This window comes from Pseudomonas sp. UMAB-08 (assembly GCF_900095225.1).
Classification (GTDB): domain Bacteria; phylum Pseudomonadota; class Gammaproteobacteria; order Pseudomonadales; family Pseudomonadaceae; genus Aquipseudomonas.
Window position 1 is genome coordinate 136,560 of record NZ_LT607417.1, and the last position, 26,805, is coordinate 163,364.

Here is a 26,805-nt window from a genome sequence, read left to right on the forward strand (position 1 = left end):
GTCAGGGTGATCTTCAAAGCCGAGGGTGTACAGGGCTGAACAACCCGACAGCCATTGAACTGCCGAAGAGAGGACCTGATGATCAGCACCTCAAGCGAGCGACGTAACATCCCCACCGGCAACGCGCGTCTCAAGCGCTATCTGTCTATTCGACGCAGGACCGAGCACCTGATCGCACCACTGAGTGCCGAGGACATGGTCGTTCAGTCAATGCCTGACGCGAGCCCGGCCAAATGGCACATGGCCCATACCACGTGGTTCTTTGAGACGTTTCTGCTGGCTGAAAACGTTGTCGACTACCGCCCTTTCGATCCGGCATTCGGTTACCTGTTCAACTCGTATTACGAAGCCGTCGGCCCGCGTCATCCCCGACCGCAGCGCGGGCTGATGACACGTCCGAGCGTGGACAGGGTGCTGGACTACCGCAAGCATGTGGACGAACACATGCGCTCGCTGCTTGAGGCGGACATAACCACGGCCACTGCCGATTTGCTTGAGCTGGGTCTGGCCCACGAGGAACAGCATCAAGAGTTGTTGCTGATGGACATTTTGCACCTGTTCAGCACCTCCTCGCTCAAGCCGGCCTATGACCCTCGTTGGCCCAAAGACCTTTCCGGGCGCCGCGGCCGGTTCAAGCCGCTCAAGGGGGGACTGACGGAAATCGGCCACAAGGGCCAGGGCTTTGCCTTTGACAATGAAGGCCCCCGACACACCACCTACCTGCAACCGTTCGAAATCAGCGACCGCCTGGTGACCAACGGCGAATGGCTGGCATTCATGGCGGACGGTGGTTACACCCAAGCCGGGCTATGGCTGTCGGACGGTTGGGCCGCGGTCCAGGAGCATGGCTGGAATGCCCCACTTTATTGGCAATACGACGCGCCCGGCTGGCGCCAGCTGACCTTGCGCGGGCTGGAAGCCGTCGACCCGACAGCGCCAGTGATCAACATCAGCTATTACGAAGCGGCCGCCTTCGCCCACTGGGCTGATGCGCGCCTGCCAACAGAGGCCGAATGGGAAGCCGCCGCAGAGGCCGGACTGCTGGAGCAGGTGGATGACGTCGCCTGGCAGTGGACGCAAAGTGCCTACAGCGCCTACCCGGGGTTTCGCCCGGCTGCTGGCGCGGTGGGCGAGTACAACGGCAAATTCATGATCAACCTGATGGTCCTGCGCGGCGGGGCCAGCATCACCTCCCCCGGCCACACCCGCACGACCTACCGCAACTTTTTCCACCCGGAAAAACGCTGGGTGTTTTCAGGCCTGCGCCTGGCCCGTGATGCCCGCCAGCCTGGCGCAGTGAACAGCCACGACAGCGAGTTCGCCCGCGACGTGATTGCCGGGTTGTCGGCGTCGGTGAAAAACCTGTCGCCCAAGTACTTCTATGACGCTGCCGGCTCCGAGCTGTTCGAGGCCATTTGCGAGACCGACGAGTACTACCCGACCCGCGCTGAAACCGCCCTCTTGACTCACGTGGCCCAACAGCTTGCCAGTACGATTCCAGACGGTGCAGCGCTGGTGGAATTCGGCAGTGGTGCCTGCGAAAAAACCTGTCTGTTGCTTGATGCAGCGCCGCAGCTCGCGCTGTATGTACCGATCGACATCAGCGCCAACGCATTGAAGAAGGCCGCCATACGACTGAAGAAGCGCTACCCGCAATTGAACGTCGTGCCGCAGATTGATGATTTCAGCCGAGCCCTGCAATTGCCGGCCGAGGTTGCCGGGCACATCTGCGTGGGATTTTTCCCCGGATCGACCATCGGGAACTTCACTCACGATCAAGCGGTGACGTTTCTGCGTTCAGCCCATACCTTGTTGGGCGATCAGGCACATTTCATCGTCGGGGTGGATCTGCTCAAGGAAGCCGACATTCTGGTGGCCGCTTACGACGATGCCGAAGGTGTCACGGCGCGCTTCAACAAGAACCTGCTGACCCGTATCAACCGCGAACTCGACGGCGACTTCAACGTCGAGGCCTTCGACCATCTGGCGCTGTGGAACGAAACCGAGGCGCGCATGGAGATGCATTTGGTGAGCCGCCGCGAACATGTAGTCAAGGTCGCTGGGCACACGTTCCACTTCAACACTGGCGAACGCCTGCACACCGAGAACTCACACAAGTTCAGCATCGAATCGTTTACCGCGCTTGCGGCGAGCGCCGGGTGGTCGGTGAGTGATTACTGGGTGAGCGAAGCACCGCAAGTGGCGCTGTTCAGTTTGAAGGCTTGAGGCCTCTTTGGCGCACCCCCTCTTTGGTCCATGCAAAAATGCCCAACTGCACTGCAGTATTCCCGATTGTCATTTGCAAATTTGCACTGGTAGCATCCGGTGGTCATTTCTCGCACCCGATGAGAAGCAGAACAATAAAGCAGCAGGGAGATAGCCATGACTGCCCAGGAATTATCCGTTGAAACTGGCAACGCCGTACTGGCCACGGTGCGTAACCATATCGGCCATCTGACCCTCAACCGCCCCGCTGGCTTGAACGCCCTCACCCTGGACATGGTCCGCATCCTGCAAAAACAGCTCGATGCCTGGGCTCAGGACGATGAGGTGTACGCCGTGGTCTTGCGCGGCAGCGGCGACAAGGCCTTCTGCGCCGGTGGCGATATCCGCTCGTTGTACGACAGCCACAAAAATGGCCTGAGTGTGCATCTGGACTTTTTCGTCGAGGAATACGCCCTAGATCTGGCCATCCACCGCTACCGTAAACCCGTGTTGGCACTGATGGATGGCTATGTACTTGGCGGCGGAATGGGCCTGGCCCAAGGCGCCGATTTGCGGGTGGTCACTGAACGCAGTCGACTGGCGATGCCGGAAGTCGCCATTGGTTACTTCCCGGACGTAGGCGGCAGTTATTTCTTGCCTCGAGTACCCGGCGAGTTGGGAATTTACCTTGGGGTCACCGGTGTACAGATTCGTGCGGCGGACGCGCTGTATTGCGGGTTGGCAGACTGGTACCTGAACAGCGAGGTTTTGCCGCAGCTGGACCAGCAACTGGACAGCCTGCTGTGGAATGGCAACGCGCTGAAGGATTTGCAAAGCCTGCTGGCAAAGAACGCCGTGCAACAATTGCCCGATGCCCCGCTGAAAAAGCTGCGTCCGGTCATCGACCATTTCTTCAGCCAGCCGGACGTGCAGAGCATCATCGAACAACTGCGTGAAGTCACCGTGGCTAACAGCCACGACTGGGCGATGAGCACGGCGACCTTGATGGAAAGCCGCTCGCCGCTGGCGATGTCGGTAACCCTGGAAATGCTGCGTCGCGGTCGCCGTTTGCCGCTTGAAGCCTGCTTCGTTCTGGAACTGCACCTGGATCGCCAGTGGTTCAAACGCGGCGACCTGATCGAAGGGGTCCGCGCACTGATTATCGACAAAGACAAAAATCCACAGTGGAACCCACCCACCTTGCATGCGCTCAGTGCCGAGCATGTCCAAAGCTTCTTTAACGGCCATGAGGGCTAAGCCATGCACGACCTTGAACTGACAGAAGAACAGGTAATGATTCGCGACATGGCGCGCGACTTCGCCCGCAACGAAATCGCACCCTATGCCCAGGCGTGGGAAAAAGCCGGCTGGATCGATGACGCCCTGGTCGCCAAAATGGGCGAGCTGGGCCTGTTGGGCATGGTGGTCCCGGAAGAATGGGGCGGCACTTATGTCGATTACGTGGCCTACGCACTGGCCGTGGAAGAAATTTCCGCAGGCGATGGCGCGACAGGTGCGCTGATGAGTATTCACAACTCGGTGGGCTGCGGCCCGGTGCTCAACTACGGTACCGAGGCGCAAAAGCAGACGTGGCTGGCCGAGTTGGCAAGCGGTCAGGCCATCGGCTGCTTTGCCCTGACTGAACCGCAGGCGGGCTCCGAAGCGCATAACCTGCGGACCCGCGCTGAGTTGCAGGGCGACGAATGGGTCATCAATGGCGCCAAGCAGTTTGTCAGCAACGGCAAACGCGCCAAACTGGCCATTGTCTTCGCCGTCACCGATCCCGAATTGGGCAAGAAAGGCCTGTCGGCATTTCTGGTACCGACCGACACGTCGGGCTTCGTGGTGGACCGTACCGAACACAAGATGGGCATTCGTGCGTCAGACACCTGCGCCGTGACCTTGAGCAACTGCCGCGTTCCCGCCGCCAACCTGCTGGGCGAGCGCGGCAAGGGCCTGGCCATTGCCCTGTCCAACCTCGAAGGCGGACGCATCGGCATTGCCGCACAGGCACTGGGCATCGCCCGCGCCGCGTTCGAAGCCGCATTGGCGTATGCACGCGAGCGGGTGCAATTCGACAAGCCGATCATCGAGCACCAAAGCGTCTCCAATATGCTCGCCGACATGCACACCCAACTGAACGCTGCACGCCTGCTGATCCTCCACGCGGCGCGCCTGCGCAGCGCGGGAAAACCGTGCTTGTCAGAAGCATCGCAAGCCAAGCTGTTCGCCTCGGAAATGGCTGAGAAAGTCTGTTCCAAAGCGATGCAGATCCACGGCGGCTATGGCTACCTGGAAGACTACCCAGTGGAACGCTATTACCGGGATGCGCGGATCACCCAGATCTACGAAGGCTCCAGCGAAATCCAGCGTTTGGTCATCGCCCGTGAGTTGCGGCACTACACGGTTTGATTCGCCGATATAAGGACGTGAGTGGAGCCGCGTTTTAGAGCGGCTCTTTTTCAACGCAACCTCAATGCACCCGACAAGCGAGTCAAGGGGCGAAGCGTTGGCGTCCCAACAACGTGACGAGAAGGCCCAAAGAGTCAGCGTTTCCAAGCATGATTTCGCTGCGTTTTTCAGCATCGGCCAGAAAAACCGGGCGAGCGTCTGCCAGGGTTGTTTTTCCAGTGACGCTCAGAACAAATTGCTTACCTTCCCCCTCATCATTGATGTCTTGCCACTGGCCGTTTTTAAAGTGCTTGAACAGCTGACTGTTGGGGGTCCGATGCGAAAGATAGCGGTGATGCAATTCCTCCAGATCGGATTTGATCCGAATCTGATCCGGCGTGTCGGTGGCCAACAAATCGAGGAAAGGGGCCGTGGCCTCCAGGTAAGCGATATCGTGCGTATCATTGCTCAGGTGAGACAGCTCGTGGAGGAGTGCAGCCGCCCGATAATGGGATCTCAGATTGAAACCCGCGCTGCCAACGGCTGGAAGCTTGAGGTGATATTTCGACGCTTCGAAAAACTGCTCGCTCAGGTAGATACGCTGGAGTGGGTCAGCTTTTAGCGTGAACGCGACAGTCGTTTCGTGCCCTGCACGGTTCACCCCCAGGACATACCGGGGTGAAGAATAGGGCGCCAAAGAGGCATCCATCACGGCGTTGAACAAGCTCGTTGTCGACTTTTTGATTGCGTCGACAAGCCCGGTACTCGGCGTTTCCACACCAAAGAACTCGCTAATGATTGTGTTGACCTGTGCATCGAGCGGTGCAGCAGGCGTCCGTACGCTCAGGTTTTCCAGGCAGGTCTCGAGATAGCGCTTGGTCTGCAAGTGGGCGCGACCAATCCTGCGCGCATGGTCTCGATACCCCTGACGTATCGCGGGCATTCCACTGGCCAGAACGTCGAACTCATGATCGACCGCTGCGTCGATTTCACTGAGGGTGAAAGCATCAGACGATTTGGGCCGAGTGAGAAGCCCTCCTCCCCCCCTAAGCCCCCAACGCACATTGAGTTCCCATTGCTGATGATCATTGAGTTTCAGGTTCGGCCCGACGTTGTCACCACTGACAATGTGCCAGGCCCCCTCATCCTGCATCTGTACCTGATAAACCTTGCCGGCGACGGCCGCATATTTTTTCAGCGTCAAGGGCGCCTGGTAAAGGTTGTACAGCTCATCTTTCATCAAGTCGCTCAATGCGATATCGGACACTTCGAACGCCTGCAAACGGACTTTTACGTCTGCGGGCAATTGAGCATTTCGCCATGAGAATTCTAGCGGCGAGTCAAGGTCACTCAGCACCTCAGTGGCTGGATCCTGGATCTCCAGCGCCTCCGACGCTGAATGTTTGGCCGACACAAAAACGGCCAAAGCAGCGGTAAACTCCGACACTGCCTCGCCCCAGTGTCGAGTGGTGGCCGAGGTAACTGATGATTGAAACAACGATAGCCCTTGCCAGTTAGCAACCAGCAGGCTGATATCGCCGGGCAGGAAAATAAGGATTTGCTCGGCCTGAAGCGTCATCAGATACGTGAACGACTCCCAATCAGCCTGGGCGGTGGTCACTGTCTGCTTTTTCGCTATGTCCTTGAGTACGCTCACGGCATCACTAAACAAGTACTGCAAAACATTGCCTTCAACCGGTTCGCTGTCCAGGGTGACAGGCCCCAATGGAAACATTGGGAAATCCGTATAGAACTCGGTACTCCACACCGGAGGCAGAAGGAAGCTGTGATGGCCATAACGCGTCTGCACTTCGGGTGTGACACGTTGCATGAGCTGAGTCTGCAGGCTGCTTGATGTACGTATGTCCTGCAGCAGGCTGGCGTTGTCGGCGTACTCTTTGAAGCAAAAATTCTGGTTAAAAATCGAATAAAGGATTACCGGCCCCTGAGATGAGTCCTTTGGGCCTATGACGTAAAAACCGGGCACACTATCCGCCGTGGCGCCCGTCTGTGCGATCAGTCGAAGCGGACACAGGATGATGTCCTCTTCATGTACGGTTTGCCGGGCAAGACCATCGGGCATCTCCATCAGGCCCTCGATGTAATCGTAGGCGCTGGCACTGAGCTGCCCTTCAAGCTTTTTCTGAAGAGCCGTTTCGATCATCAGCGCTGGCCACTGCTTGAAAAATAAACGTCTGCGGAGACTGCGGAACGGATGGTTGCTGTCCAGCTTTTGCGCCAGCAGTTTTTGATAATGTGCCCCCACATCCAGCGTGTGGATCAACCCCCGAAGGTAAGCGGGCGTCAACAGCACGGTAGCCGGACTCTCTTCAGCAGAACTCACTGACAGGCTCGCCCCCTGGATCGTCGAAAAGTGATTAAGCGAGTATTCGGTCAATGTTTCGGTGTTGACGTCGGTCACTGCGGGCAAAAAAGAAGGCGTCTGTCCCGTGCCCACCGGGGTTCCAACGTATCGCGTAAGGGTTATTCGCAAGGTGTCCGGGTCGAATGACCGGCCGGGGAAGTCGATACTCAGCTGGTCGAGTATTTTTTCGCGGGCGTACGCCTTTAGATACGGAATGCCGAATAAAAAATCATTTTCCGGATCACCGACCCGAAAGTAACGCTTGAGTACGTCGGCATACTTCTGCAAGTCGTCAATCGAGGCTTTTTTTAACCAGTCCGGCATTTGCGCTTCGAACAGGGCTCTCTGAATGGCGCCTGACATGGCATCCAGCGCGGCATCCATCGGGTCATTAGCCTGGGCAGCGGTCACCAGGTTGCTGAACAGTTTCGTCTCGAGACGGCAGTGCGTTGCGAATTGAACCGCGTGCTCGACAGCCTTGCATTGCCGGTCCTGCTCGACCCGTTGCAACTGCTTTATAAAATGCTCATCCAACGGAATGGTGTCGATAGACATCCGTTTGCCATCAGTGCGCTCCAGGTGTTTGCGGATCATGCCCTTTTCAGGCTCGGGAAAGAGATTTAACCACTGTTCGCGGTGATGAGTGTTCGTCAGCTTCGCACTCAATAACCGCTTGAGATCAAAAAGTGAGTCAAATCGTCGTATACCCAACAATGGAGACCAGAGCACTACACCCGTGGGGGCGAGTGAGGGTTGATGCAGCATGAAAAGATTGGTCATCTGCACCGATGGGCGCTTCTCGTCATAGGTGTACGACAGGGCACAGACTTCGACGATAGCGTCGCCAAATACCCGGCGCAGGCTGCGCATGGGGTAATTCAGCACTTGCTCAAACATGACCTGCGCTGGCTGATCGAGTTCGTCCAGACGTCCCTTCAGGTCCAGCTCCAGGCGAAGCAGTGCTGCCGTTATCTCGCACGACAACGCCCCGGGGTGCAATTGGGAATTGATTTGACGCAGAGCATGCGTGTGGAACCGCCTGATCTGGCGTGCCAGCGCTGCGGGAAACTGGGCATGCGCGTATTTCAGCAGATGATTGACCAACGCAGGCGTCAGCAGTGTGCTGGGGTCTGTCTGCGCAATCGTTGCCGGAGCAAGGATAATCTGATTGTCGACGTGCACATCGACTACTCGATGACCGCTCACCCGGTCGAGCAGCAGGGTGATCAGATCGACTGGGGGCATTGTCGGACTGACTGCGCCAGCTCGGGCTTCTGCCGTGTTTCTCAGCACCTCGACAGGCAGTGCTTCAAGGAGCTGAATGTGAACATCCTTCGCATCCAGACGCCCCTCACACAGGATGGCTAACTGCCTGTTCAGCACATCGCGAGCGCTGGATTCGATACTCGGGTGCGCGTTCCAGATAAGCCGGGATTCGTCATCAAGCGTCTGCATCAGCTCTAGCCAGGATGGACTGAGCGTGGCCGCCACGGCCTTGGCAGGTGGGAGTGCCAGTGGGATCGAGGGTGCCAGGAGCCATGCGTCACCGAACGTGCCCGGTACCTCGCGCCATCGACCGCCGCCGCCAAGCCGCGACAGGCGATGGTCAATCAGATGACGAATATCCAACGCATCGTCAATCATGACGGCTGCCAGATCGCGATCACTGCGAGGCTGACCAATAACGAAAGCCAGATTGCGGTTCTGCAACGCGATGACCGAGTCGACTCGATCCAGAAACAAGGACCGGTCGATGTTTTCATACGCCAACCGCAACCTGGCCGCCGTACGCACCCGAACGTGATCCTCCAGCGACAGGTAATGCAGCAGTTCTGTGCGTCCTTCGCTTGTGGAGAAGTGATCGCTCAATTCCGTTCGATTTCGAAACGAACGCAGCCCCTTTTCCGCGGAATAGAGCAGCAGTTCCGAGAGAGACGGTACAACCGACTCAATCGTAAACACGCCAGCCAGCTCCAACGGAGCTCGATTATCAAGAGACAGCGTGAGCTTCCTGAGGTGAACCTGACCGCCATCGCCCCATTGCTCAAGAGACGGATCCAGCAGTGAGCTGACTCGTCGAAACTCATGAGCGTCGAGCGTGGCGTCGTGCCTGCGTGCCAGCAGCGCCTGTCGGAAGCATTCGGACAACGCCGCGGCAACGTACTCACGACGCGTCCGGCCATGACCTACTGGAGACCACCAAAAATGACCCAGTCGACTATCAAAAGACGCTTTCAGCCCCTTGACCGTATCAGACAGTGCCTGTCGTTGAGGTTGCGCCTCCAGTGAGTCAAGGGTCGTACCCAACGAGCTCAAAAAGCGGTGCTCAGCGCCTTGCGACAACTCCCGGCCGATGTACTTGTCCAGTGCCGCATCCACGAGCGACTGGACGCCCGTGACGTCTTTCACCGACGACTGCGTTGTTGACTGGATGATCTGCAGCATGTGCGTCGAAGGATCGATCGACGTTTCAGGCACAGCGACCTTGAACTGCTCTTGCAGGGCATATTTCAGTACCGCTTGCAGTGAGGGTGTCTGCTCAAAATGCTGGGCCAGCTCAACGACTTTTTCCACTTGGTGATCGATGATTTTCAGCATCCGAAACTCAAACAACGGCTCGTCGATCAATTGACTTTCGAACGCCGGCACGTCACTTGTTTGCGATCCGAAACGTTTTAGTAATTTGACCAGCAGTTGTTCCCGATCCTCGAATCGCTCCAGGCCATACAGCAGGGTACTCAGGTAAACGGTGGTGTCGCTCGATGGGTAGCTGATTAACACGGCCGCAGCCAGCTCAACGTCAGTGGGCAGACCACCGGTTTTGATCACGCTGTCCAGGCGCGGTGGTATCACCGTCCCGCCCAGAACAGGGGGACTCACCAGCGTTCGCAACCAGCGCGCTTCGTCCTCGTCTATACGTTCGGCGAGGACGGCGTCGCTCAGGTCTTGGGTAAATCGTTGTTTGAGTGATTCAGTATGGAAATACGGATGAGAGGGGGATGTCATGGCAAGTTTCCTTTTGCGCTAAAAACCACCACGCAGAACGAATTCCGCAACGGTGGTTGAACGTGAAAGAGAAACTTACCGAATTAACTCGCCTGCCCTGCGTTACATAATGCAAGGCAGGCGCTGGCGCACCGCCTTTAGGCGTTAAACCTTCTTATGCTGCTCAACCCAGGCCGCAAACGCGTTCATGAACGTTTGCAGGAAGGGCTTGGTTTGCTCGGACACCGTGCCCGCCGCATCGAAAAAAGTCCCGGCGTTGCCCAGATAGGCCTCCGGTTGCTGCATGCACGGTACGTTGAGAAAAACCAGCGATTGACGCAAATGATGGTTGGCGCCAAAACCGCCGATAGCACCCGGCGAGGCACTGACTACCGCGCCCGGCTTGCCGCCCCAGGCACTTTTGCCATACGGGCGCGAACCCACGTCGATGGCGTTTTTCAGGACGCCCGGTACCGAACGGTTATATTCCGGGGTGACGAACAACACGCCATCGGCTGCACTGATTTGCTGGCGAAAGGCCGTATAGGCGGCTGGAGGAGAATCGATATCGATATCTTCGTTATAGAGGGGCAAATCGCCAATTTCGACGATATTCAGCTTCAGGCTGCTGGGTGCCAACGCGACCAACGCACGCGCAACCTTACGGTTGATCGAGTCTTTTCTCAGACTGCCGACAACAACAGCGATCGTATAGACCTGGCTCATGAAGATTTCCGCTCACTGATTAAAGGAGGTGTAAGTTATAGATGAAGTCGCCCATTAAGTCTGGTTTTCAGGTCTGACCATTGCGCTTGAACTGTTGAAAACACCACGCAGAGCCACTTGCTGCTCACAGGACAAACGGCTCAGACTATTTTTTTAGCACTGGAAAACTAGCCTGAAAAACAGCGGTCTGACAGATATGGGTGTAGCAACTGAACCAATTCGTTCAGACTTACCTTACAAGCGGGCATCGATTGTCGGCGCGCAGTGTTAGCATGTCAGCGCAAATGAGCGGTTATCTCCAGAGGTTACAAAGCAAATGGCTTCAGTTCTCGTCCGACATTTTCATGCAAGAGATGCGGAAGGCCGCGTCTACTCGGTGCATGAATTCCAGGAATCACAGCCCGATGCGGCCAGCGGCACGGAGCCTGTTTCGACCTACCGTCTGGCCATTGGCGATCGAGTCAATCACTTGGGCGGAGACGACTTCGAGTTGCTTCAGTCCGGCGTAAAAATGACCCGCACTCCCTGACCCGGGAGCGATGCGTCGTTGACTGTGCTGAATCGTCAGGCTACCTGTGCGCCGCTTTAACGCCCGGCACTCGCATGGGCGCACGCGGCGATTCAGGTCCCTCTTTCGGGCATGATCAAATTGCCGCGTTTGCGCTTACTGTAAATCCAAATCGCTATCACCCTCCCCGCATGACCCAGGAATAACGTTCAGCAATTTCTGGCGTTAATCTTCAAACACCAAGTACCAGAAAATCGCGGCTTCCCGTGTTTCAGGATCAATAGCCCGATACAGCATGTGATCGATACCACCCATCACAAAGCCGCAACGCTCGTAGAGCTTGCAGGCCGCCAGATTATTGTTTTGAGTTTCAAGCATCAGGCCCGGCAGGCTGTGCTTGCGGCTCCAGAACTGCGCGACATCCAGCAGTGACCTTGCCACCCCCTGGCGACGCGCCGAAGCGTCCACAGCCAGCTCGTCCACATGGGCAAAGCCATTCCAGTGAATGCTGAGCACCACATGGCCCACAGCCCGCTCGCCTAGCCAGGCCACCAACACCGTGCTGCCAGCAGCGTCCCGGTAATGGCAGAACTCCTGGGAATCGATCCCGTAATTCTTGCTATAAGGTTCGACGGGGTCGATTTCCCAGGAGTCGACACGCTGACCGACCTGCGCCAACGCATAGCCGCTGACGGTGAAGGTGAACTCGCTGTTGAGGATGTAATCCTCGAAGCACTCATCCGCGACTCGAATGGACAGTGCCGGGTTTGCCTGAGTCATGACACCACTGCGTTATCGAAGAATGAGGTTACTGGGGAGTTTGCGCTTGAGCCTCTTGCAACTGCACCCACAACGCTGGCGCGCCGGCAGATTTCGCGATGGCCGCCATGCGCACGTCGTGTTCAGCCATTTCGCTGTCGCTGGCCCGGATCACCCGCGCCGGTTGCCGATCCGCTGGCAGACGGCGAATTTCACTGGCAGTGTTGCCCGACCCTTCGCCCGAGCCATTGCCGTCGGTCGCATTGCCCGCCAGAGACAGGCTGGTCTGCCCGCCGGTCATGGTCAGGTATACGTCGGCAAGAATCTCGGCATCGAGTAAAGCGCCGTGCAATTCACGGCCGGAGTTGTCGACACCATAACGCTTACACAGTGCATCGAGGCTGTTGCGCTGGCCAGGATGACGCTCCCGGGCCATCGCCAAGGTGTCGAGGATGGTGCAATGCTGGGTGATATCAGCCTTGTCACGCTGCCCCATCAGGGCGAATTCGTTATTGATGAAACCGACGTCGAACGCCGCGTTGTGGATGATCAGCTGCGCGCCTTTGATGAACTCGAAAAACTCCTCCGAGACTTCATTGAAGCGCGGCTTGCCCACCAGGAACTCGTTGGTGATGCCGTGGACCCCAATGGCGCCCTCGTCGCTCTCACGATCCGGCTGCAGGTACACGTGAAAATGCCGCCCGGTCAGGCGGCGGCCGATCAACTCAACGCAACCGATCTCGATGACCCGGTGGCCATCGGTAACGGGCATACCGGTGGTTTCGGTATCGAGTACGACACTACGCATGTTTGATGCCTCTCACTTCGTCTACACCGCGGTTGGCCAACTGATCGGCGCGCTCGTTGCCGTCATGGCCGGTGTGCCCACGTACCCACTTCCAGGTCACGGTATGGCGATTGACTTGCTCATCGAGCAACTGCCACAAGTCGGCATTTTTCACCGGTTGCTTGGCCGCAGTTTTCCAGCCGCGTTTCTTCCAGTTGACCAGCCACTCCTTCATGCCCTTCATGACATATTCGGAGTCGGTAACAACCAGAACGTTGCAGTGTCGTTTGAGTTCTTCAAGACCACGGATGGCAGCGGTCAGCTCCATCCGGTTGTTGGTGGTATTGGCTTCGCCACCCCACAGTTCTTTTTCGACACCCTTGCACACCAACAAGGCGCCCCAGCCGCCAGGGCCAGGATTACCTTTACAGGCGCCGTCGGTGAAGATTTCAACGCTTTCGCTCACTACAACCGTTTCCATCAAACCTTCCATCGAGCTTTCCACCGAACGTTTATCGACAAACCATCAACCGGTTTGTCTTGCGTGACGCTTTACGGCTGCGGATTGCGCCGATTGACCTTGGCCATCGGCAATGGCAGCAGTTTGCCCATGGGCTCACGCCGCACCTGACGCACAGGACGCAGACCGACCACGATCTTGCGTGCAACCAATAAATAGAAGCCGCCGCCGGGACTTTGCCAACCGTCGCCGAGGCGTTCCAGCCCGGCCAGTCGTGCTTGCCAGGCCGCTGAAGCAAGCGGCGGACGATAGCACCCGAAGCGTCGTTTCTCCAGCGCAAAGCCCAGCAGGTTCAACCAGTCCGCCACCCGCGACGGCGAAATACAGCGGGCCTTGCGCAAGGCATCATGAGCGAAAACATGCCGCAACCCCCAGGCGCTCCACGGGTTGATCCCGATAATCAAAAGATGTCCACCGGGGCGCACACTGCTGGCCGCTTCACGCAACAAGCCGTGAGGCGACAGACAGAAATCCAGGCCATGCTGCATGACCACAACGTCGGCCGCATGCTCGCTCAGGGGCCAGGCCTGTTCTTCACAGACGATTTCCACACCGGGCAAAGGTGCACCCAGACGAACGTTACGCTGGACCTGTTTTGCCGCTGGCGGCGTTTCGGCAGAAGGGCCGTAATGCACCAGATAGCCGCCGAAAAAACGGCCCAGTTCATCTTCGAGCACTCGCCGCTCTTCCTCCAGCAGCAGTTGCCCTACCGGTCCGGACAGCCACTCACGGGCCGAGCTGATCAGCGCAAGCCATTCAGGATCAGCTTGGGCGAAAGCTTTATCAGTCATTTGTGTTCTCCATGAGGGCACTCGCGTAGAACCTCTATAGACCCTAAGATGCACCATTGTTTCCCGCTTAGCGAACTGCGCCATGATACAGATCGATGCCCTGCCCGCTTTCACTGACAACTACATTTGGTTGTTACAAAACACTGCCAGCCGATGCTGCGCGGTGGTCGATCCTGGCGATGCCGCACCGGTTCTGGCCTGGCTGGAACAGCACCCGGGTTGGCAGCTCAGCGACATTCTGGTCACCCACCACCATTTCGATCATGTCGGCGGCGTCGAGCAACTGAAAAAAGCCACTGGCGCCCGGGTACTGGGTCCTGCGGCCGAAAACATCCCGGCGCGAGACGTCGCGCTTAACGACAACGACACGATCAGCGTACTCGGCCTGACCTTTGCGGTGTACGCCGTGCCCGGTCATACCCTGGGCCATATCGCCTTCTACCACGACGACCCGACCGCGCCGTTGCTGTTTTGCGGCGACACCCTGTTCGCGGCAGGTTGCGGCCGACTGTTCGAAGGCACACCCGAGCAAATGCATCAGTCATTGAGTCGTCTGGCGGCGCTGCCGGACAGCACACTGGTGTATTGCACGCATGAGTACACCTTGAGCAATCTGCGCTTCGCCCAAGCGGTAGAACCGGGTAATTGCGACATCGCCGAACGCTTCGCCCAAGTAAGCCAATGGCGCAGTGAAAACCGGATCAGCCTGCCTTCCAATTTAGCCCTGGAACGACGCACCAACCCGTTCATTCGGACCCATGAAACATCCGTTAAAGAAAAAGCAGACGAACGGACTGGCACGGACAATCAGTCGCCAAGTGCTATTTTTGCTAGCTTGCGTGCTTGGAAAGATAAGTTCTAAGCACTGTCTTGATCGGCATAGAAATTCTGAAAGGTTGACCGTTGGCTGGGTGGTTCCTAGAATCGCCCGACATTTTCGCTTGGAACCACCCCCCAGCCAATGTCGTCATCCATACGCAAAGCCATCAATTCAGACGCATTGACCCGACTGGTCCAGGCTATCGCCGTGGCGCTGAGCGTGACGCTGGCCGGCTGTCAGACCACCCGCCAAATCGACCCTGTCAGCACCCACCGCGCACCGAATCTCGCCGCCGGCATCAAGCAAAAACCCATTTTTCTCAGTGACAAGCCGACCCCGCTGGTACCTCAGGATGTCTGGGAGCGGATGCGTCAGGGCTTCCAGTTGCAAGAAGGCAACGGCCAGAACCCACGTATCGATCAACAACGTCTATGGTTCGCCAACAATCCATCCTTTCTGGAAAATGCCGGCGAACGCGGCAGCCTCTACATGCATTACATCGTAGAACGCCTCGAAGAACGCAACATGCCCCTGGAGCTGGCCTTGCTCCCGGTGATCGAAAGCGCCTACAACCCCTTGGCCTATTCGCGCAGCGATGCGGTGGGCCTGTGGCAGTTCATTCCATCGACCGGGCGTTACTTCAATCTTCGCCAGACCAGTTTTTACGACGGCCGTCGTGACATTACCGCCTCGACCATCGCCGCCCTGGACTACCTGACACGCCTGCACGACATGTTCAACGGTGACTGGCTTTTGGCGTTGGCTGCCTATAACGCTGGCGAAGGTACCGTCAGCCGGGCCATCGAACGCAACCAGAAGCTCGGCCTGCCCACTGATTACTGGAACCTGCCACTGCCGCAGGAAACTCAGGATTACGTGCCCAAGTTCCTCGCATTGTCGCAAGTGGTGCTCGCACCGGAAGCCTACGGCGTCAACCTCAATCCGATTGCCAACCAGCCCTACTTCCAGGTCGTTGAGCTCAACCAGCGCATGGACCTGTCAAAGGTCGCTGCCATGGCGAATATCGACGAAGACGAACTGTTCCAGCTCAACCCGGCGTTCAAGAAACGCATGACCGTCGACGGTCCACAGCATTTGCTGGTGCCGACCGCCAAGGCGCAGCTGCTGACCGCCAGCCTGTCGAACATGAAACCGCAAGAACTGGCGGACTGGCAGCAATACCGCGGCACTGGCGACACGCTGGCCAGCCGTGACAAACCCACGCGAAGCCGCAGCTACAGGGTGAAAAAGGGCGATAACCTGGTGGCCATCGCCAAAGCCAACAAAGTCGAGGTCAAGGACCTGCAGCACTGGAACCAGGTATCCGGTCAAAACCTGAAAGTCGGGCAGACCCTGGTCATGCAGGACATGATCAGCCCCAAGGGTAAAGCCAAAGGCAAAGGCAGCAACAAGAAGTCGACCCAGTACACGATACGCAAAGGCGATTCGATGTACATGGTGGCCAAACGTTTCAACGTCGAGATGGAGCATCTCCAACGCTTGAACCCGCGTAGTGGCCACGCCCTCAAACCAGGCCAGACCCTGACCGTGTATCAGGCCCCTTGAGATCCACTGGCTCCCGCCCCTAAATAACCAGGCGGGAGACGCCGCAAAGGGCCACCCGGGAGGTGGCCTTTTTCCAACGGATACAAGCTGTTACTGTACCGACCAAGAAGCCCAAGCCTCCTGGATCGAATCTCCGACTTGATACGCCTCCTCCTGTTATTCACCTTGGTCTTGAGCTTTTCCGCAGGCGCAACCATCAGCGAAAGCCATGGTTACGCGCAGTTCGGTGTACTCAAGTACCCAGCCAGCTTTACCCATTTCGATTGGGTCAATCCCGAGGCGCCGAAAGGCGGCACCTTGCGGATGATGGCATTTGGCACTTTCGATACGCTCAACCCTTACACCTTCAAGGGCAGCAGCCCGATTTCGACGCCCAACTTTCTGCAGTACGGGGTCAACGAGCTCAACGAACCGTTGATGGTCGGCACCGGTCAGTACGACCCTTCCGGCGACGAACCCACCTCCAGCTACGGCCTGATCGCCCAAACCGTCGAATACAGCGAAGACCGCAGTTGGGTGGTCTTCAACCTGCGCCCGCAGGCGCGCTTCCACGATGGCAAACCGATCACCGCGTATGACGTGGCGTTCTCCTATCGGTTGCTGCTCAAAGAGGGCCATCCGCAATACCGCACCGCCCTGCAGGAAGTGCAGCGGGTCGACATTCTTGGCCGCCATCGCATCCGCTTCGTCTTCAAACGCGCCGGCAACCCCTTGCTCATCCTGCGCCTCGGCGAACTACCGGTATTGCCCCAGCACTACTGGAAGGATCGCGACTTCAAGGCCACCACCTTCGAACCACCCGTGGGCAGTGGTCCTTATCGGATTACCAAGGTGCAACCCGGACGGCAACTGGTGTTCGAGCGGGTCAAGGACTGGTGGGGCAAGGATCTGGCGGTGAACCGTGGCAAGTACAACTTCGATCGGGTCGAAGTGGAGTTCTACCGCGACAGCGATGTGGCATTCGAAGCATTCAAAGCCGGTGAGTTCGATATCTACATCGAGCATCAGGCCAAAAACTGGTCCAACGGCTACACCTTTCCGGCGATCGCCCGTGGTGAGGTGATCAAGGCGCAGATCCCGCACAAGATTCCAACCCAGACCCAAGGGTTGTTCATGAACACCCGGCGCGGCACCTTCGCCGACGTCAAGGTGCGCGAAGCGCTGGGGCTGATGTTCAATTTCGAGTGGACCAATCGTGCGCTGTTCAGCGACGCCTATACTCGCTCGACAAGTTATTACCCCAACAGCGAATTCTCCGCGACCGGCCTGCCGACCGGTCGCGAATGGTTGATGCTGTCGCCCTGGCGCGATCAGTTGCCGTCAAGCCTGCTTACCCAGCCATACACTGCGCCAAAGACCGATGGCGGTGGCATTCCCCGGGAAACCCTGCGCAAGGCGCTCGGTCTGTTTGCCGAAGCGGGCTGGAAGCTGTCGGATCAGCGACTGCTCAATCGCAACGGCCAGCCCTTGCGCTTCGAAATCTTGCTGGTCAATCCCAACCTAGAGCGGATTCTGCAGCCTTACATCGAGGACCTCTCTCGCCTCGGGATCGACGCCCGCTTACGGACGGTAGATCGCGCCCAGTACAAGCAGCGCCTGGACCAGTTCGATTTCGACATGATCTTGATGACCCTGAACCAGAGCCTCAGCCCCGGTCTTGAGCAATGGCAGTACTTTCACTCCAGCCAGGCAGGGATCAAAGGCAGCAAAAATTACGCCGGCGTATCCAGCCCTGTGGTCGACAGCCTGCTCAATCAATTGCTGGCGGCACAAACACGCGACGAACAGCTCGCCGCAGCCCGCGCCCTGGACCGGGTGTTGCTCTGGCAGCACTACAGCATCCCCAACTGGTACCTCGATTATCATCGACTGGCGTACCGCAACCGGTTCGCCCTGACCACCACCCCGCCCTACACTCTGGGTTTGCGTGCGTGGTGGCTCAAGCCTTCGGAGAAAACCCAATGATTGCTATGCGCTCCCTGCTGATGCGGGCCAGCGGCATGTTGCTGATGGGCGTGGCCTGCGTAGCCCTGGCCGCCCCCGAACACGCAGTGACCCTGTACAACGAGGCGCCGAAATACCCCGCCAATTTCAAACACTTCGATTACGTCAATCAGGACGCCCCCAAGGGCGGCAGCTTTCGGCAGGCCGGCTTTGGCGGCTTCGACAGCCTCAACCCCTTTATCAACAAAGGCGTGCCGGCTGACGACATCGGCATGATTTACGACACCCTGACCCGCCACAGTCTGGATGAACCCTTTACCGAATACGGCCTGATTGCCGGCAAAATCGAAAAAGCGCCGGACAGTAGCTGGGTGCGTTTCTATTTGCGCCCCGAAGCCCACTTCCATGATGGCCATCCCATCCGCGCCGAAGACGTGGTGTTCAGCTTCCAGACGCTGATCAAGAACGGCGCCCCGATGTATCGGGGCTACTACGCAGACGTTGATCAGGTCATCGCCGAAGACCCTCTGCGCGTGCTGTTCAAGTTCAAGCGCAACAACCGCGAGTTGCCACTGATCCTCGGCCAGCTGCCGGTCCTGCCCAAGCACTGGTGGGAAAATCGCGACTTCGCCAAAGGCAATCTGGAAATCCCGTTGGGCAGCGGCCCGTACAAGGTGGCTGAAGTCAAAGCCGGGCGCTCGATTCGTTACGAGCGGGTCAAGGACTACTGGGGCAAGGACCTGCCGGTTAACCGTGGTTTTTACAACTTCGACACCCTGTCCATCGATTACTATCGAGACAACACCGTCGCCCTTGAAGCACTCAAAGCCGGGCAATTCGATTATTGGCTCGAAACCAGCGCCAAGAACTGGGCCACGGCTTACAACACACCGGCCGTCACCGCCGGTCGGCTGATCAAGGAAGAAATCCCCAACGGCAACCCTACCGGCATGCAAGGGTTTGTCTTCAACCTGCGGCGCCCGATATTTCAGGACGTGCGGGTGCGTGAAGCGTTGAACCTGCTGCTGGATTTCCAGTGGACCAACAAGCAGTTGTTCAACGGCGCCTACACCCGGACCAAAAGCTACTTCGACAATTCGGACATGGCCTCCAGCGGCTTGCCGAGTAAAGACGAACTGGCCGTACTCGAGCCGTTGCGCGGCACCATTCCTGACCGGGTGTTCACTGACGAGTTCAAGCTGCCGGTCACCGACGCCAGCGGCATGATTCGCCCCCAACAGCGTAAAGCCTTTCAACTGCTGCAAGAGGCCGGCTGGAGGATCGTCGGCGACAAGATGGTCGACGCCCAAGGCAAGCCAGTGACCCTTGAGTTCTTGTTGGCGCAGACCGAATTCGAACGCATCCTGCTGCCCTTCAAACGCAACCTCAGCGACCTCGGCATAGATCTGGTGCTGCGCCGGGTCGACGTATCGCAATACGTAAACCGTTTGCGTTCGCGTGACTTCGACCTGATTGTCAGCGGCTTTCCGCAATCCAGCTCACCGGGCAACGAACAACGCGAGTACTGGCACTCCTCCAGCGCCGAAAAGCCCGGCAGCCGCAACTTCATCGGCCTCAAAGACCCGGCCATCGATAGCCTGGTCGACGGACTGATCGATGCCGACTCGCGGCAAAGCCTGATCACCCACGCCCGGGCGCTGGACCGCGTGCTGCTTTGGGGCTACTACGTGATCCCCAACTGGCACATCAAAACCTGGCGCGTGGCGTACTGGGACCATATCGGTCACCCCAAGGTGACACCGCTGTTCGACGTCGCCACCTCGACCTGGTGGATAAAACCCGACGCCAAACCGGCCAACCCGGCACAACCCCCTGAGCAAGCCGAGCCGGCGAGCGTGGAGCAATAAGATGCTGGCTTACATTTTTCGGCGTTTGCTGCTGATCATTCCGACGCTGTTTGGCATTTTGCTGATCAACTTCGTGATTATCCAGGCGGCGCCCGGCGGTCCGGTGGAGCAGATGATCGCCAAGATCGAAGGCTTCGATGGCGCAACCAGTCGCATTGCGGGCGGTGGCGCAGAGGTGTCGGTGGCAGGCTCCAGTTATCGCGGTGCGCAAGGGCTTGATCCGGCACTGGTGAAGGAAATCGAACACCTGTATGGCTTCGACAAGTCTGCGCCAGAACGCCTGTGGATCATGATCAAGAACTACGCCACGCTGGATTTCGGAGACAGTTTTTTCCGCGATGCCAAAGTGATCGATCTGATTATCGAGAAGATGCCGGTGTCCATTTCCCTTGGGCTCTGGAGCACCTTGATCATGTACCTGGTATCGATCCCGCTGGGGATCGCCAAGGCGACACGTCACGGTAGCCACTTCGATGTCTGGACCAGCTCGGCGATCATCGTCGGGTACGCCATCCCGGCCTTTCTGTTTGCCATCCTGCTGATCGTGGTATTCGCTGGCGGCAGTTATTTCGACTGGTTCCCCTTGCGCGGCCTGACCTCGAACAACTTCGCCGAGCTGAGCTGGGGCGGCAAAGTCTTCGATTACTTCTGGCACCTGACGCTGCCCGTCACCGCGCTGGTGATCGGCAACTTCGCGACCATGACCCTGCTGACCAAAAACAGCTTTCTCGACGAGATCGGCAAGCAGTACGTCATCACCGCCAAGGCCAAGGGCCTGAGCCAGCATCGGGTGCTGTACGGCCATGTGTTTCGTAACGCCATGCTATTGGTGATCGCAGGTTTCCCTTCGGCCTTCATCAGCATTTTCTTCACCGGCTCGCTGCTGGTGGAAGTGATCTTCTCCCTCGACGGCTTGGGTTTGATGAGTTTCGAGGCGGCCATCAACCGCGACTATCCAGTGGTCTTCGGCACGTTGTTTCTTTTTACCCTGCTCGGACTGGTGGTGAAATTGATCGGTGACATCACGTATACGCTGGTTGATCCACGTATCGACTTCGAAAGCAGGGAGAATTGATATGACCCTCTCTCCTCTCAATCGCCGGCGCTTCGAGCGCTTCAAGGCCAACAAGCGCGGATGGTGGTCACTGTGGTTGTTCCTGGTTCTGTTCGGCCTGAGCCTGGGCGCCGAACTGATCGCCAACGACAAGCCGCTGGCCGTACGCTATGACGGCGAGTGGTATTTCCCGGTGTTCAAGCGCTATCCCGAAACGGTCTTCGGCGGCGAATTCCCGCTGGAAGCGAATTACAAAAGCCCCTACATCAAGGAGCTGCTGGCAGCGAAGAACGGTTGGACCCTGTGGGCTCCGATCCCCTACAGCTACCAGAGCATCAATTACGACCTGAAAGTCCCGGCCCCCGGCCCGCCCTCGCGAGACAACTACTTTGGCACTGACGATCAAGGCCGCGATGTGCTCTCACGGGTCATCTATGGCTTCCGCATTTCCGTGCTGTTTGCGCTGACCTTGACCGTACTCAGTTCGATTATCGGCGTCGTCGCGGGCGCCCTCCAGGGTTTTTATGGGGGGTGGGTGGATCTGCTGGGGCAACGCTTCCTGGAAGTCTGGTCCGGGCTGCCGGTGTTGTACCTGCTGATCATCCTCGCCAGCTTCGTCCAGCCTAATTTCTGGTGGCTGTTGGGCATCATGCTGCTGTTTTCATGGATGAGCCTGGTGGACGTGGTACGCGCCGAGTTCCTGCGTGGGCGCAATCTGGAATATGTACGCGCCGCACGGGCATTGGGCATGCAAAACGGGGCGATCATGTTCCGCCACATCCTGCCCAACGCCATGGTCTCGACCATGACCTTTATGCCCTTCATTCTCACGGGCGCCATCGGCACCCTGACCGCGCTGGACTTCCTCGGTTTTGGCTTGCCAGCCGGTTCCCCGTCGCTGGGTGAGTTGGTGGCGCAAGGCAAATCCAACCTCCAGGCCCCTTGGCTCGGGATCAGCGCCTTCGCCGTGCTGGCCCTGATGCTCAGCCTTCTCGTGTTCATTGGCGAATCCGCCCGCGACGCTTTCGACCCAAGGAAATGAGATGAACAAGGACAATTTGATCGAAGTCCGCGATCTCGCCGTCGAGTTCGTTACCGGCGAGCAGGTCCATCGCGTGGTCGAAGGCATCAACTTCGATATCCGCCGGGGCGAAACCCTGGCGCTGGTCGGCGAAAGCGGTTCTGGCAAGTCAGTCATCGCGCACTCGTTTCTGCGCCTGCTGCCCTACCCGCTGGCGCGCCATCCCAGCGGAACCATCTACTACGCTGGGCATGACCTGCTGACGCTGAGCGAGAAAAGGTTGCGCGCGATCCGTGGCAACCGCATCGCCATGGTTTTCCAGGAGCCGATGACCTCGCTTAACCCGCTGCAGTCCATTGAGAAGCAAATCAATGAAGTACTTGGCCTGCATAAAGGTTTGCAGGGCAAGGCGGCCACCCTGCGCACACTGGAGCTGCTTGAGCTGGTAGGCATAACCGAGCCCGAGAAACGACTCAAAGCTCTGCCACACGAGCTCTCAGGCGGCCAGCGACAGCGTGTAATGATCGCCATGGCCTTGGCAAATGAGCCTGAACTGCTGATCGCCGACGAACCGACCACCGCACTCGACGTGACGGTACAGCTGAAAATCCTCAAGTTACTCACCGAACTGCAGGCCAGACTGGGCATGGCGCTGCTCCTGATCAGCCATGATCTGAACCTGGTTCGAAGAATTGCGCATCGGGTATGTGTCATGCAGCACGGTCGCATCGTCGAACAAGCGTCATGTGAGGAGCTGTTCCGTTCACCTCAGCATCCGTACACGCAAGAATTGCTGGGGGCCGAGCCCAGTGGTGGCCCGGTGGACAACGTTGCCGGCGCACCGCTGCTCGAAGTCGATGACTTGCGGGTGTGGTTTCCGATCAAGAAAGGCCTGTTCAAAAAAACCGTCGATCATGTCAAAGCGGTCGATGGCATCACCTTCAGCCTGCCCCAAGGGCATACCTTGGGGATTGTCGGTGAAAGCGGCTCGGGCAAGTCGACGCTGGGCCTGGCGATTCTTCGGCTGATCGGTAGCAAGGGCGCCATACGGTTTCAAGGCAAAACGCTAGACTGCCTGACGCAACAGGAGATTCGTCCGCTGCGTCGGCAAATGCAGGTGGTGTTTCAGGACCCTTTCGGCAGCCTGAGCCCGCGCATGTGTGTAGGCGAAATCGTTGGTGAGGGCCTGCGCATACATGGCATGGGCACAGAGGCCGAACAGGAACTCGCCATCATCGAAGCGCTCAAGGAGGTAGGTCTGGACCCGGAAACCCGGTACCGCTACCCCCACGAATTTTCCGGCGGGCAACGGCAGAGAATCGCCATTGCCCGGGCATTAGTGTTAAAACCGGCGCTGATTGTGCTGGACGAGCCCACCTCGGCGCTCGACCGGACCGTTCAGCGCCAAGTGGTGGAGCTACTGCGCTCACTGCAAAAAAAGTACAACCTGACCTATTTGTTTATCAGCCATGACCTGGCGGTAGTCAAAGCGCTTAGCCACCAGTTGATGGTGGTCAAGCAGGGGAAAGTCGTTGAACAGGGTGCGGCGCGCAGCATTTTCGCTGCACCGCAACATACCTATACACAGCAGCTGCTGGAAGCCGCCTTTTTGGCGCCGGTAGCTGTCGATTAACCTGAAGAGGAACAACACATGGGTTTTCTCGCCGGTAAGCGCGTCCTGATCGTCGGCGTCGCTAGCAAACTGTCCATCGCATCCGGCATCGCTGCCGCCATGCATCGCGAGGGCGCAGAGCTGGCCTTCACGTATCAGAACGACAAACTGAAAGGTCGTGTCGAAGAGTTCGCCGCAGGTTGGGGCTCAGGCCCGGAACTGTGCTTCCCTTGCGACGTGGCCAGCGACGAAGAGATCGCCAAGGTCTTCGAAGAACTGGGCAAGAAGTGGGATGGCCTGGACGTGATCGTTCACTCGGTCGGCTTCGCCCCTGGCGACCAGCTTGACGGTGACTTCACCCAAGCGACAACGCGCGAAGGTTTCCGCATCGCTCACGACATCAGCGCCTACAGCTTTGTCGCACTGGCCAAGGCCGGTCGCGAAATGATGAAAGGCCGCAACGGCAGCCTGCTGACCCTGTCCTACCTGGGTGCAGAGCGCACCATGCCTAACTACAACGTGATGGGCATGGCCAAGGCCAGCCTGGAAGCCGGTGTACGTTACCTGGCCGGTAGCCTTGGCCCGGAAGGCACACGCGTGAACGCAGTATCGGCTGGCCCGATCCGCACCCTCGCCGCCTCCGGCATCAAGAACTTCCGCAAAATGCTCGCTGCCAACGAAGCGCAAACACCGCTGCGTCGCAACGTGACCATTGATGAAGTCGGCAACGCCGGCGCGTTCCTGTGCTCGGACCTCGCGTCCGGCATCAGCGGCGAGATCATGTACGTCGACGGCGGCTTCAACACCACCGCGATGGGCAACCTCGAAGAGTAAAAACTCGACGCGCCGCACCCAAAAAGCCCGCCGTTCTCACGAACGGCGGGCTTTTTGTTTTCGGCCCTGCGGGAATTTCGAAAGTGCCTGTTCAGGCACAAAAAACTTCAGACAAAAAAAGACCGCTCATTGAGCGGCCTTCTTTTTTGTCGCGGGATCAGACGTCAGTAACGGGTGATCTTCGCTTTGCTTTGCAACTGTGCGCGGTAAGCAGCGAAATCCTGCTGGCCGGCACGCGAGGCGAGGAAGCGACGGTACTGGGCCTTCTCATCAGCTGTCGGCGCTGCGGCTTCGTTGACACCATTAAGGCGCACCACCACGAAGCTGCCATCAGCCAACGTCAGGCTGGTGTAGGACGGCTTGTCCTTGCCCAGAGGCTTGGGCATGCGGAACAACGCCTGCAGAACCACCGGATCGATGCCTTCCTGACTGCGGGTGACCGCTTCCAGGACTTTCCAGCTTTGACCGTTCTGCTTCGCAGCAAGAGCGATCTTGCCATCACGCAGACCTGTAACCAGCTCGGCACCCTTGGTCTTGACCGCTTCAGTGGCGTGATTCTTGATCAGCTGTGCACGAATGCTGCTGGCAACGCTTTCAAGCGGCAACTGCTCTGGCTGACGGTGTTCCTTCATCCGTACGACCACAACCGTTTCCGGATCAAGTTCCAGTGGTGCACTGTTGGAGCCTTCTTCAAGCACTTCCGGGCTGAACGCGGCCTGGATCACTGCACGGTTGGAGGTCAGGCCTTCACCGCCCTCACGACCAAATGGCGCAGTGGTTTGTACTTTCAGTTTCAGCTCTTGAGCAGGCTGCACCAGATCGGACGCTTCGAACGCCGAATCTTCAAGCTGCTTGGTCACGTCAACGAAACGCTGCTCGACCTGCTGGCTTTTCAATTCGTGGGTAAGCTTGTCTTTCAAGCTGGCGAAGCTCGGCACCGACGGTGCTTCAACGCCCAACAACTTGATCAAGTGCCAACCGTAGTCGCTGCGTACCGGCCCCGAGACCTGATCTTTCTTCAGGTCATACAGCGCCTTTTCGAAAGCCGGATCATAGACACCCTTGCCCGCGTAACCCAGGTCACCACCTTTGCTGGACGAACCCGGGTCCTGGGAAAACTCCTTGGCCAGGGCCGCGAAATCCTCACCTTTGGCCAGACGCTGTTGAATCTCTTCAACCTTCGCTTTGGCCTGAGCTTCGTTCAGTTTGTCATTCACTTCGATCAGAATGTGCGCAGCACGACGCTGCTCGGCAAGGTTGCCGATTTCTTTCTGATAAGCCGCCTGCAAATCGGCGTCCTTGACTGCAACCTGATCGAAGAAAGAAGACTTCTTCAATTCGATGTAGTCGAGTACGACCTGCTCCGGACTCATGAACTCTTTGGCGTGTTCGTCGTAATGCGCTTTGACCTCATCGTCGGTCACTTTCGCGGCTGCAATGTCAGCCTTGAATGTCAGCGTGGCGAAATCGCGAGTCTGTTTTTCCAGACGAGCGAACGCATCAACCTGAGCATCGGTCACGAAAGCGCTACCTGCCAGACCGGCACGCAACTGACCAATGAGCATTTCCTGGGTCAGCATTTGGCGGAATTGCAAACGGCTGAAGCCCAGTTGACGAATCACTTGATCGAAACGGTCAGCGCTGAATTTGCCGTCTACCTGAAACTCAGGTGTCTGCAAAATCTGCTGATCCAGAGCCGCTTCGGAGAAAGCAAATTTCGAATCGGCTGCACCTTGCAGCAACAACTTGCGATCAACCAGCCCTTTCAAGGCTGCGTCGTGCAACATTTTGTCATCCAGCAGCGCAGGATCGAAATCCTTGCCCAACTGCTGAATCAGCTGACGGCGTTGCATATCGACCGCCTGACTCAGCTCGTTTGTCGTGATTTCTTCACCATTGACCTTGGCAGCATCCTGACTCGTGCTGGTGGCCCTGAAAATGGCGTCAAAACCCGTCAAGGCCATCAATGCCACGATGACCCCGATGATCGTCTTGGCAATCCAGCCTTGGGAATTGTCCCTGATATTTTGCAGCATGCGTCCCCCAGAA

At 57.9% G+C, this 26,805-nt stretch carries 19 protein-coding genes; 12 read left to right on the forward strand and 7 right to left on the reverse strand.

The features are described 5' to 3' along the window. Positions 1 to 78 precede the first annotated feature (78 nt). The 3 genes from egtB to K0F75_RS08625 all read left to right on the forward strand — a co-directional run bounded on the left by egtB (position 79) and on the right by K0F75_RS08625 (position 4,617). Positions 79 to 2,226, forward strand: coding sequence for an ergothioneine biosynthesis protein EgtB (gene egtB / locus K0F75_RS08615; protein WP_219061456.1), 2,148 nt, complete (start codon positions 79 to 81; stop codon positions 2,224 to 2,226). A gap of 156 nt (positions 2,227 to 2,382) precedes the next feature. Beyond that, entirely contained in the window at positions 2,383 to 3,462 is a 1,080-nt protein-coding gene (locus K0F75_RS08620; RefSeq protein ID WP_219061457.1) for an enoyl-CoA hydratase/isomerase family protein, read from the forward strand. A gap of 3 nt (positions 3,463 to 3,465) precedes the next feature. Then, positions 3,466 to 4,617: an acyl-CoA dehydrogenase family protein gene (locus K0F75_RS08625; protein WP_219061458.1), complete on the forward strand. Its 1,152-nt coding sequence runs from the start codon at positions 3,466 to 3,468 to the stop codon at positions 4,615 to 4,617. Positions 4,618 to 4,699: 82 nt separating this feature from the next. Here K0F75_RS08625 and K0F75_RS08630 read toward each other — a convergent pair whose 3' ends face one another. Further along, on the reverse strand, positions 4,700 to 9,967 hold the full coding sequence (locus K0F75_RS08630; protein WP_219061459.1) for a dermonecrotic toxin domain-containing protein: 5,268 nt from the start codon (positions 9,965 to 9,967) through the stop codon (positions 4,700 to 4,702). 144 nt (positions 9,968 to 10,111) lie between these two features. Beyond that, positions 10,112 to 10,672 carry an NADPH-dependent FMN reductase gene (locus tag K0F75_RS08635; protein ID WP_219061460.1) on the reverse strand — a complete coding sequence of 187 codons (561 nt, stop codon included), beginning with the start codon at positions 10,670 to 10,672 and terminating at the stop codon, positions 10,112 to 10,114. A 316-nt stretch (positions 10,673 to 10,988) separates the two neighbouring features. Here K0F75_RS08635 and K0F75_RS08640 point away from each other — a divergent pair, with 316 nt between their 5' ends. Next, positions 10,989 to 11,201: a hypothetical protein gene (locus K0F75_RS08640; RefSeq protein WP_219061461.1), complete on the forward strand. Its 213-nt coding sequence runs from the start codon at positions 10,989 to 10,991 to the stop codon at positions 11,199 to 11,201. A gap of 204 nt (positions 11,202 to 11,405) precedes the next feature. On the opposite strand, the gene K0F75_RS08645 is transcribed toward K0F75_RS08640, so the two are convergent. The 4 genes from K0F75_RS08645 to K0F75_RS08660 form a co-directional block, all read right to left on the reverse strand. Further along, the gene (locus tag K0F75_RS08645; protein WP_219061462.1) at positions 11,406 to 11,960 is read right to left on the reverse strand and encodes a GNAT family N-acetyltransferase; all 555 of its coding nucleotides are present in this window, start codon (positions 11,958 to 11,960) and stop codon (positions 11,406 to 11,408) included. Between the two features lie 28 nt (positions 11,961 to 11,988). Then, complete coding sequence (gene dnaQ / locus K0F75_RS08650; protein ID WP_219061463.1) at positions 11,989 to 12,747, reverse strand: DNA polymerase III subunit epsilon; 759 nt, start codon at positions 12,745 to 12,747, stop codon at positions 11,989 to 11,991. Continuing rightward, positions 12,740 to 13,207 carry a ribonuclease HI gene (gene rnhA, locus K0F75_RS08655; protein WP_374028618.1) on the reverse strand — a complete coding sequence of 156 codons (468 nt, stop codon included), beginning with the start codon at positions 13,205 to 13,207 and terminating at the stop codon, positions 12,740 to 12,742. The genes dnaQ and rnhA overlap by 8 nt, the downstream gene beginning before the upstream one ends. Before the next feature lie 71 nt (positions 13,208 to 13,278). Further along, positions 13,279 to 14,037, reverse strand: coding sequence for a class I SAM-dependent methyltransferase (locus K0F75_RS08660; protein ID WP_219061464.1), 759 nt, complete (start codon positions 14,035 to 14,037; stop codon positions 13,279 to 13,281). 82 nt (positions 14,038 to 14,119) lie between these two features. Here K0F75_RS08660 and gloB point away from each other — a divergent pair, with 82 nt between their 5' ends. The 8 genes from gloB (at position 14,120) to fabI (ending at position 24,756) form a co-directional block, all read left to right on the forward strand. Beyond that, entirely contained in the window at positions 14,120 to 14,899 is a 780-nt protein-coding gene (gene gloB / locus K0F75_RS08665) for a hydroxyacylglutathione hydrolase (RefSeq protein WP_219061465.1), read from the forward strand. 99 nt (positions 14,900 to 14,998) lie between these two features. Continuing rightward, a complete protein-coding gene (locus K0F75_RS08670; RefSeq protein WP_219061466.1) occupies positions 14,999 to 16,423 on the forward strand; it encodes a lytic transglycosylase domain-containing protein in 1,425 nt (474 codons plus the stop codon). A gap of 138 nt (positions 16,424 to 16,561) precedes the next feature. Next, positions 16,562 to 18,388: an extracellular solute-binding protein gene (locus K0F75_RS08675; protein WP_219061467.1), complete on the forward strand. Its 1,827-nt coding sequence runs from the start codon at positions 16,562 to 16,564 to the stop codon at positions 18,386 to 18,388. Then, positions 18,385 to 20,235: an extracellular solute-binding protein gene (locus K0F75_RS08680; protein ID WP_219061468.1), complete on the forward strand. Its 1,851-nt coding sequence runs from the start codon at positions 18,385 to 18,387 to the stop codon at positions 20,233 to 20,235. Before K0F75_RS08675 ends, K0F75_RS08680 begins: the two co-directional genes overlap by 4 nt. A gap of 1 nt (position 20,236) precedes the next feature. Next, on the forward strand, positions 20,237 to 21,310 hold the full coding sequence (locus tag K0F75_RS08685; protein WP_219061469.1) for a microcin C ABC transporter permease YejB: 1,074 nt from the start codon (positions 20,237 to 20,239) through the stop codon (positions 21,308 to 21,310). Between the two features lies 1 nt (position 21,311). Beyond that, positions 21,312 to 22,331 carry an ABC transporter permease gene (locus K0F75_RS08690; protein ID WP_219061470.1) on the forward strand — a complete coding sequence of 340 codons (1,020 nt, stop codon included), beginning with the start codon at positions 21,312 to 21,314 and terminating at the stop codon, positions 22,329 to 22,331. Between the two features lies 1 nt (position 22,332). Then, positions 22,333 to 23,943 carry an ABC transporter ATP-binding protein gene (locus K0F75_RS08695; RefSeq protein WP_219061471.1) on the forward strand — a complete coding sequence of 537 codons (1,611 nt, stop codon included), beginning with the start codon at positions 22,333 to 22,335 and terminating at the stop codon, positions 23,941 to 23,943. Between the two features lie 18 nt (positions 23,944 to 23,961). Further along, positions 23,962 to 24,756: an enoyl-ACP reductase FabI gene (fabI, locus tag K0F75_RS08700; RefSeq protein ID WP_219061472.1), complete on the forward strand. Its 795-nt coding sequence runs from the start codon at positions 23,962 to 23,964 to the stop codon at positions 24,754 to 24,756. A 164-nt stretch (positions 24,757 to 24,920) separates the two neighbouring features. Here the strand turns inward: fabI and K0F75_RS08705 are convergent, their stop codons facing one another. Next, a complete protein-coding gene (locus K0F75_RS08705; RefSeq protein WP_219061473.1) occupies positions 24,921 to 26,792 on the reverse strand; it encodes a SurA N-terminal domain-containing protein in 1,872 nt (623 codons plus the stop codon). Positions 26,793 to 26,805 lie beyond the last annotated feature (13 nt).

Excerpts from the sequence above, each read along its gene's own strand:
- egtB (WP_219061456.1), top strand. The coding sequence starts at position 79 with ATGATCAGCACCTCAAGCGAGCGACGTAACATCCCCACCGGCAACGCG.
- K0F75_RS08620 (WP_219061457.1), top strand. The coding sequence starts at position 2,383 with ATGACTGCCCAGGAATTATCCGTTGAAACTGGCAACGCCGTACTGGCC.
- K0F75_RS08625 (WP_219061458.1), top strand. The coding sequence starts at position 3,466 with ATGCACGACCTTGAACTGACAGAAGAACAGGTAATGATTCGCGACATG.
- K0F75_RS08630 (WP_219061459.1), bottom strand. The coding sequence starts at position 9,967 with ATGACATCCCCCTCTCATCCGTATTTCCATACTGAATCACTCAAACAA.
- K0F75_RS08635 (WP_219061460.1), bottom strand. The coding sequence starts at position 10,672 with ATGAGCCAGGTCTATACGATCGCTGTTGTTGTCGGCAGTCTGAGAAAA.
- K0F75_RS08640 (WP_219061461.1), top strand. The coding sequence starts at position 10,989 with ATGGCTTCAGTTCTCGTCCGACATTTTCATGCAAGAGATGCGGAAGGC.
- K0F75_RS08645 (WP_219061462.1), bottom strand. The coding sequence starts at position 11,960 with ATGACTCAGGCAAACCCGGCACTGTCCATTCGAGTCGCGGATGAGTGC.
- dnaQ (WP_219061463.1), bottom strand. The coding sequence starts at position 12,747 with ATGCGTAGTGTCGTACTCGATACCGAAACCACCGGTATGCCCGTTACC.
- rnhA (WP_374028618.1), bottom strand. The coding sequence starts at position 13,207 with ATGGAAACGGTTGTAGTGAGCGAAAGCGTTGAAATCTTCACCGACGGC.
- K0F75_RS08660 (WP_219061464.1), bottom strand. The coding sequence starts at position 14,037 with ATGACTGATAAAGCTTTCGCCCAAGCTGATCCTGAATGGCTTGCGCTG.
- gloB (WP_219061465.1), top strand. The coding sequence starts at position 14,120 with ATGATACAGATCGATGCCCTGCCCGCTTTCACTGACAACTACATTTGG.
- K0F75_RS08670 (WP_219061466.1), top strand. The coding sequence starts at position 14,999 with ATGTCGTCATCCATACGCAAAGCCATCAATTCAGACGCATTGACCCGA.
- K0F75_RS08680 (WP_219061468.1), top strand. The coding sequence starts at position 18,385 with ATGATTGCTATGCGCTCCCTGCTGATGCGGGCCAGCGGCATGTTGCTG.
- K0F75_RS08685 (WP_219061469.1), top strand. The coding sequence starts at position 20,237 with ATGCTGGCTTACATTTTTCGGCGTTTGCTGCTGATCATTCCGACGCTG.
- K0F75_RS08690 (WP_219061470.1), top strand. The coding sequence starts at position 21,312 with ATGACCCTCTCTCCTCTCAATCGCCGGCGCTTCGAGCGCTTCAAGGCC.
- K0F75_RS08695 (WP_219061471.1), top strand. The coding sequence starts at position 22,333 with ATGAACAAGGACAATTTGATCGAAGTCCGCGATCTCGCCGTCGAGTTC.
- fabI (WP_219061472.1), top strand. The coding sequence starts at position 23,962 with ATGGGTTTTCTCGCCGGTAAGCGCGTCCTGATCGTCGGCGTCGCTAGC.
- K0F75_RS08705 (WP_219061473.1), bottom strand. The coding sequence starts at position 26,792 with ATGCTGCAAAATATCAGGGACAATTCCCAAGGCTGGATTGCCAAGACG.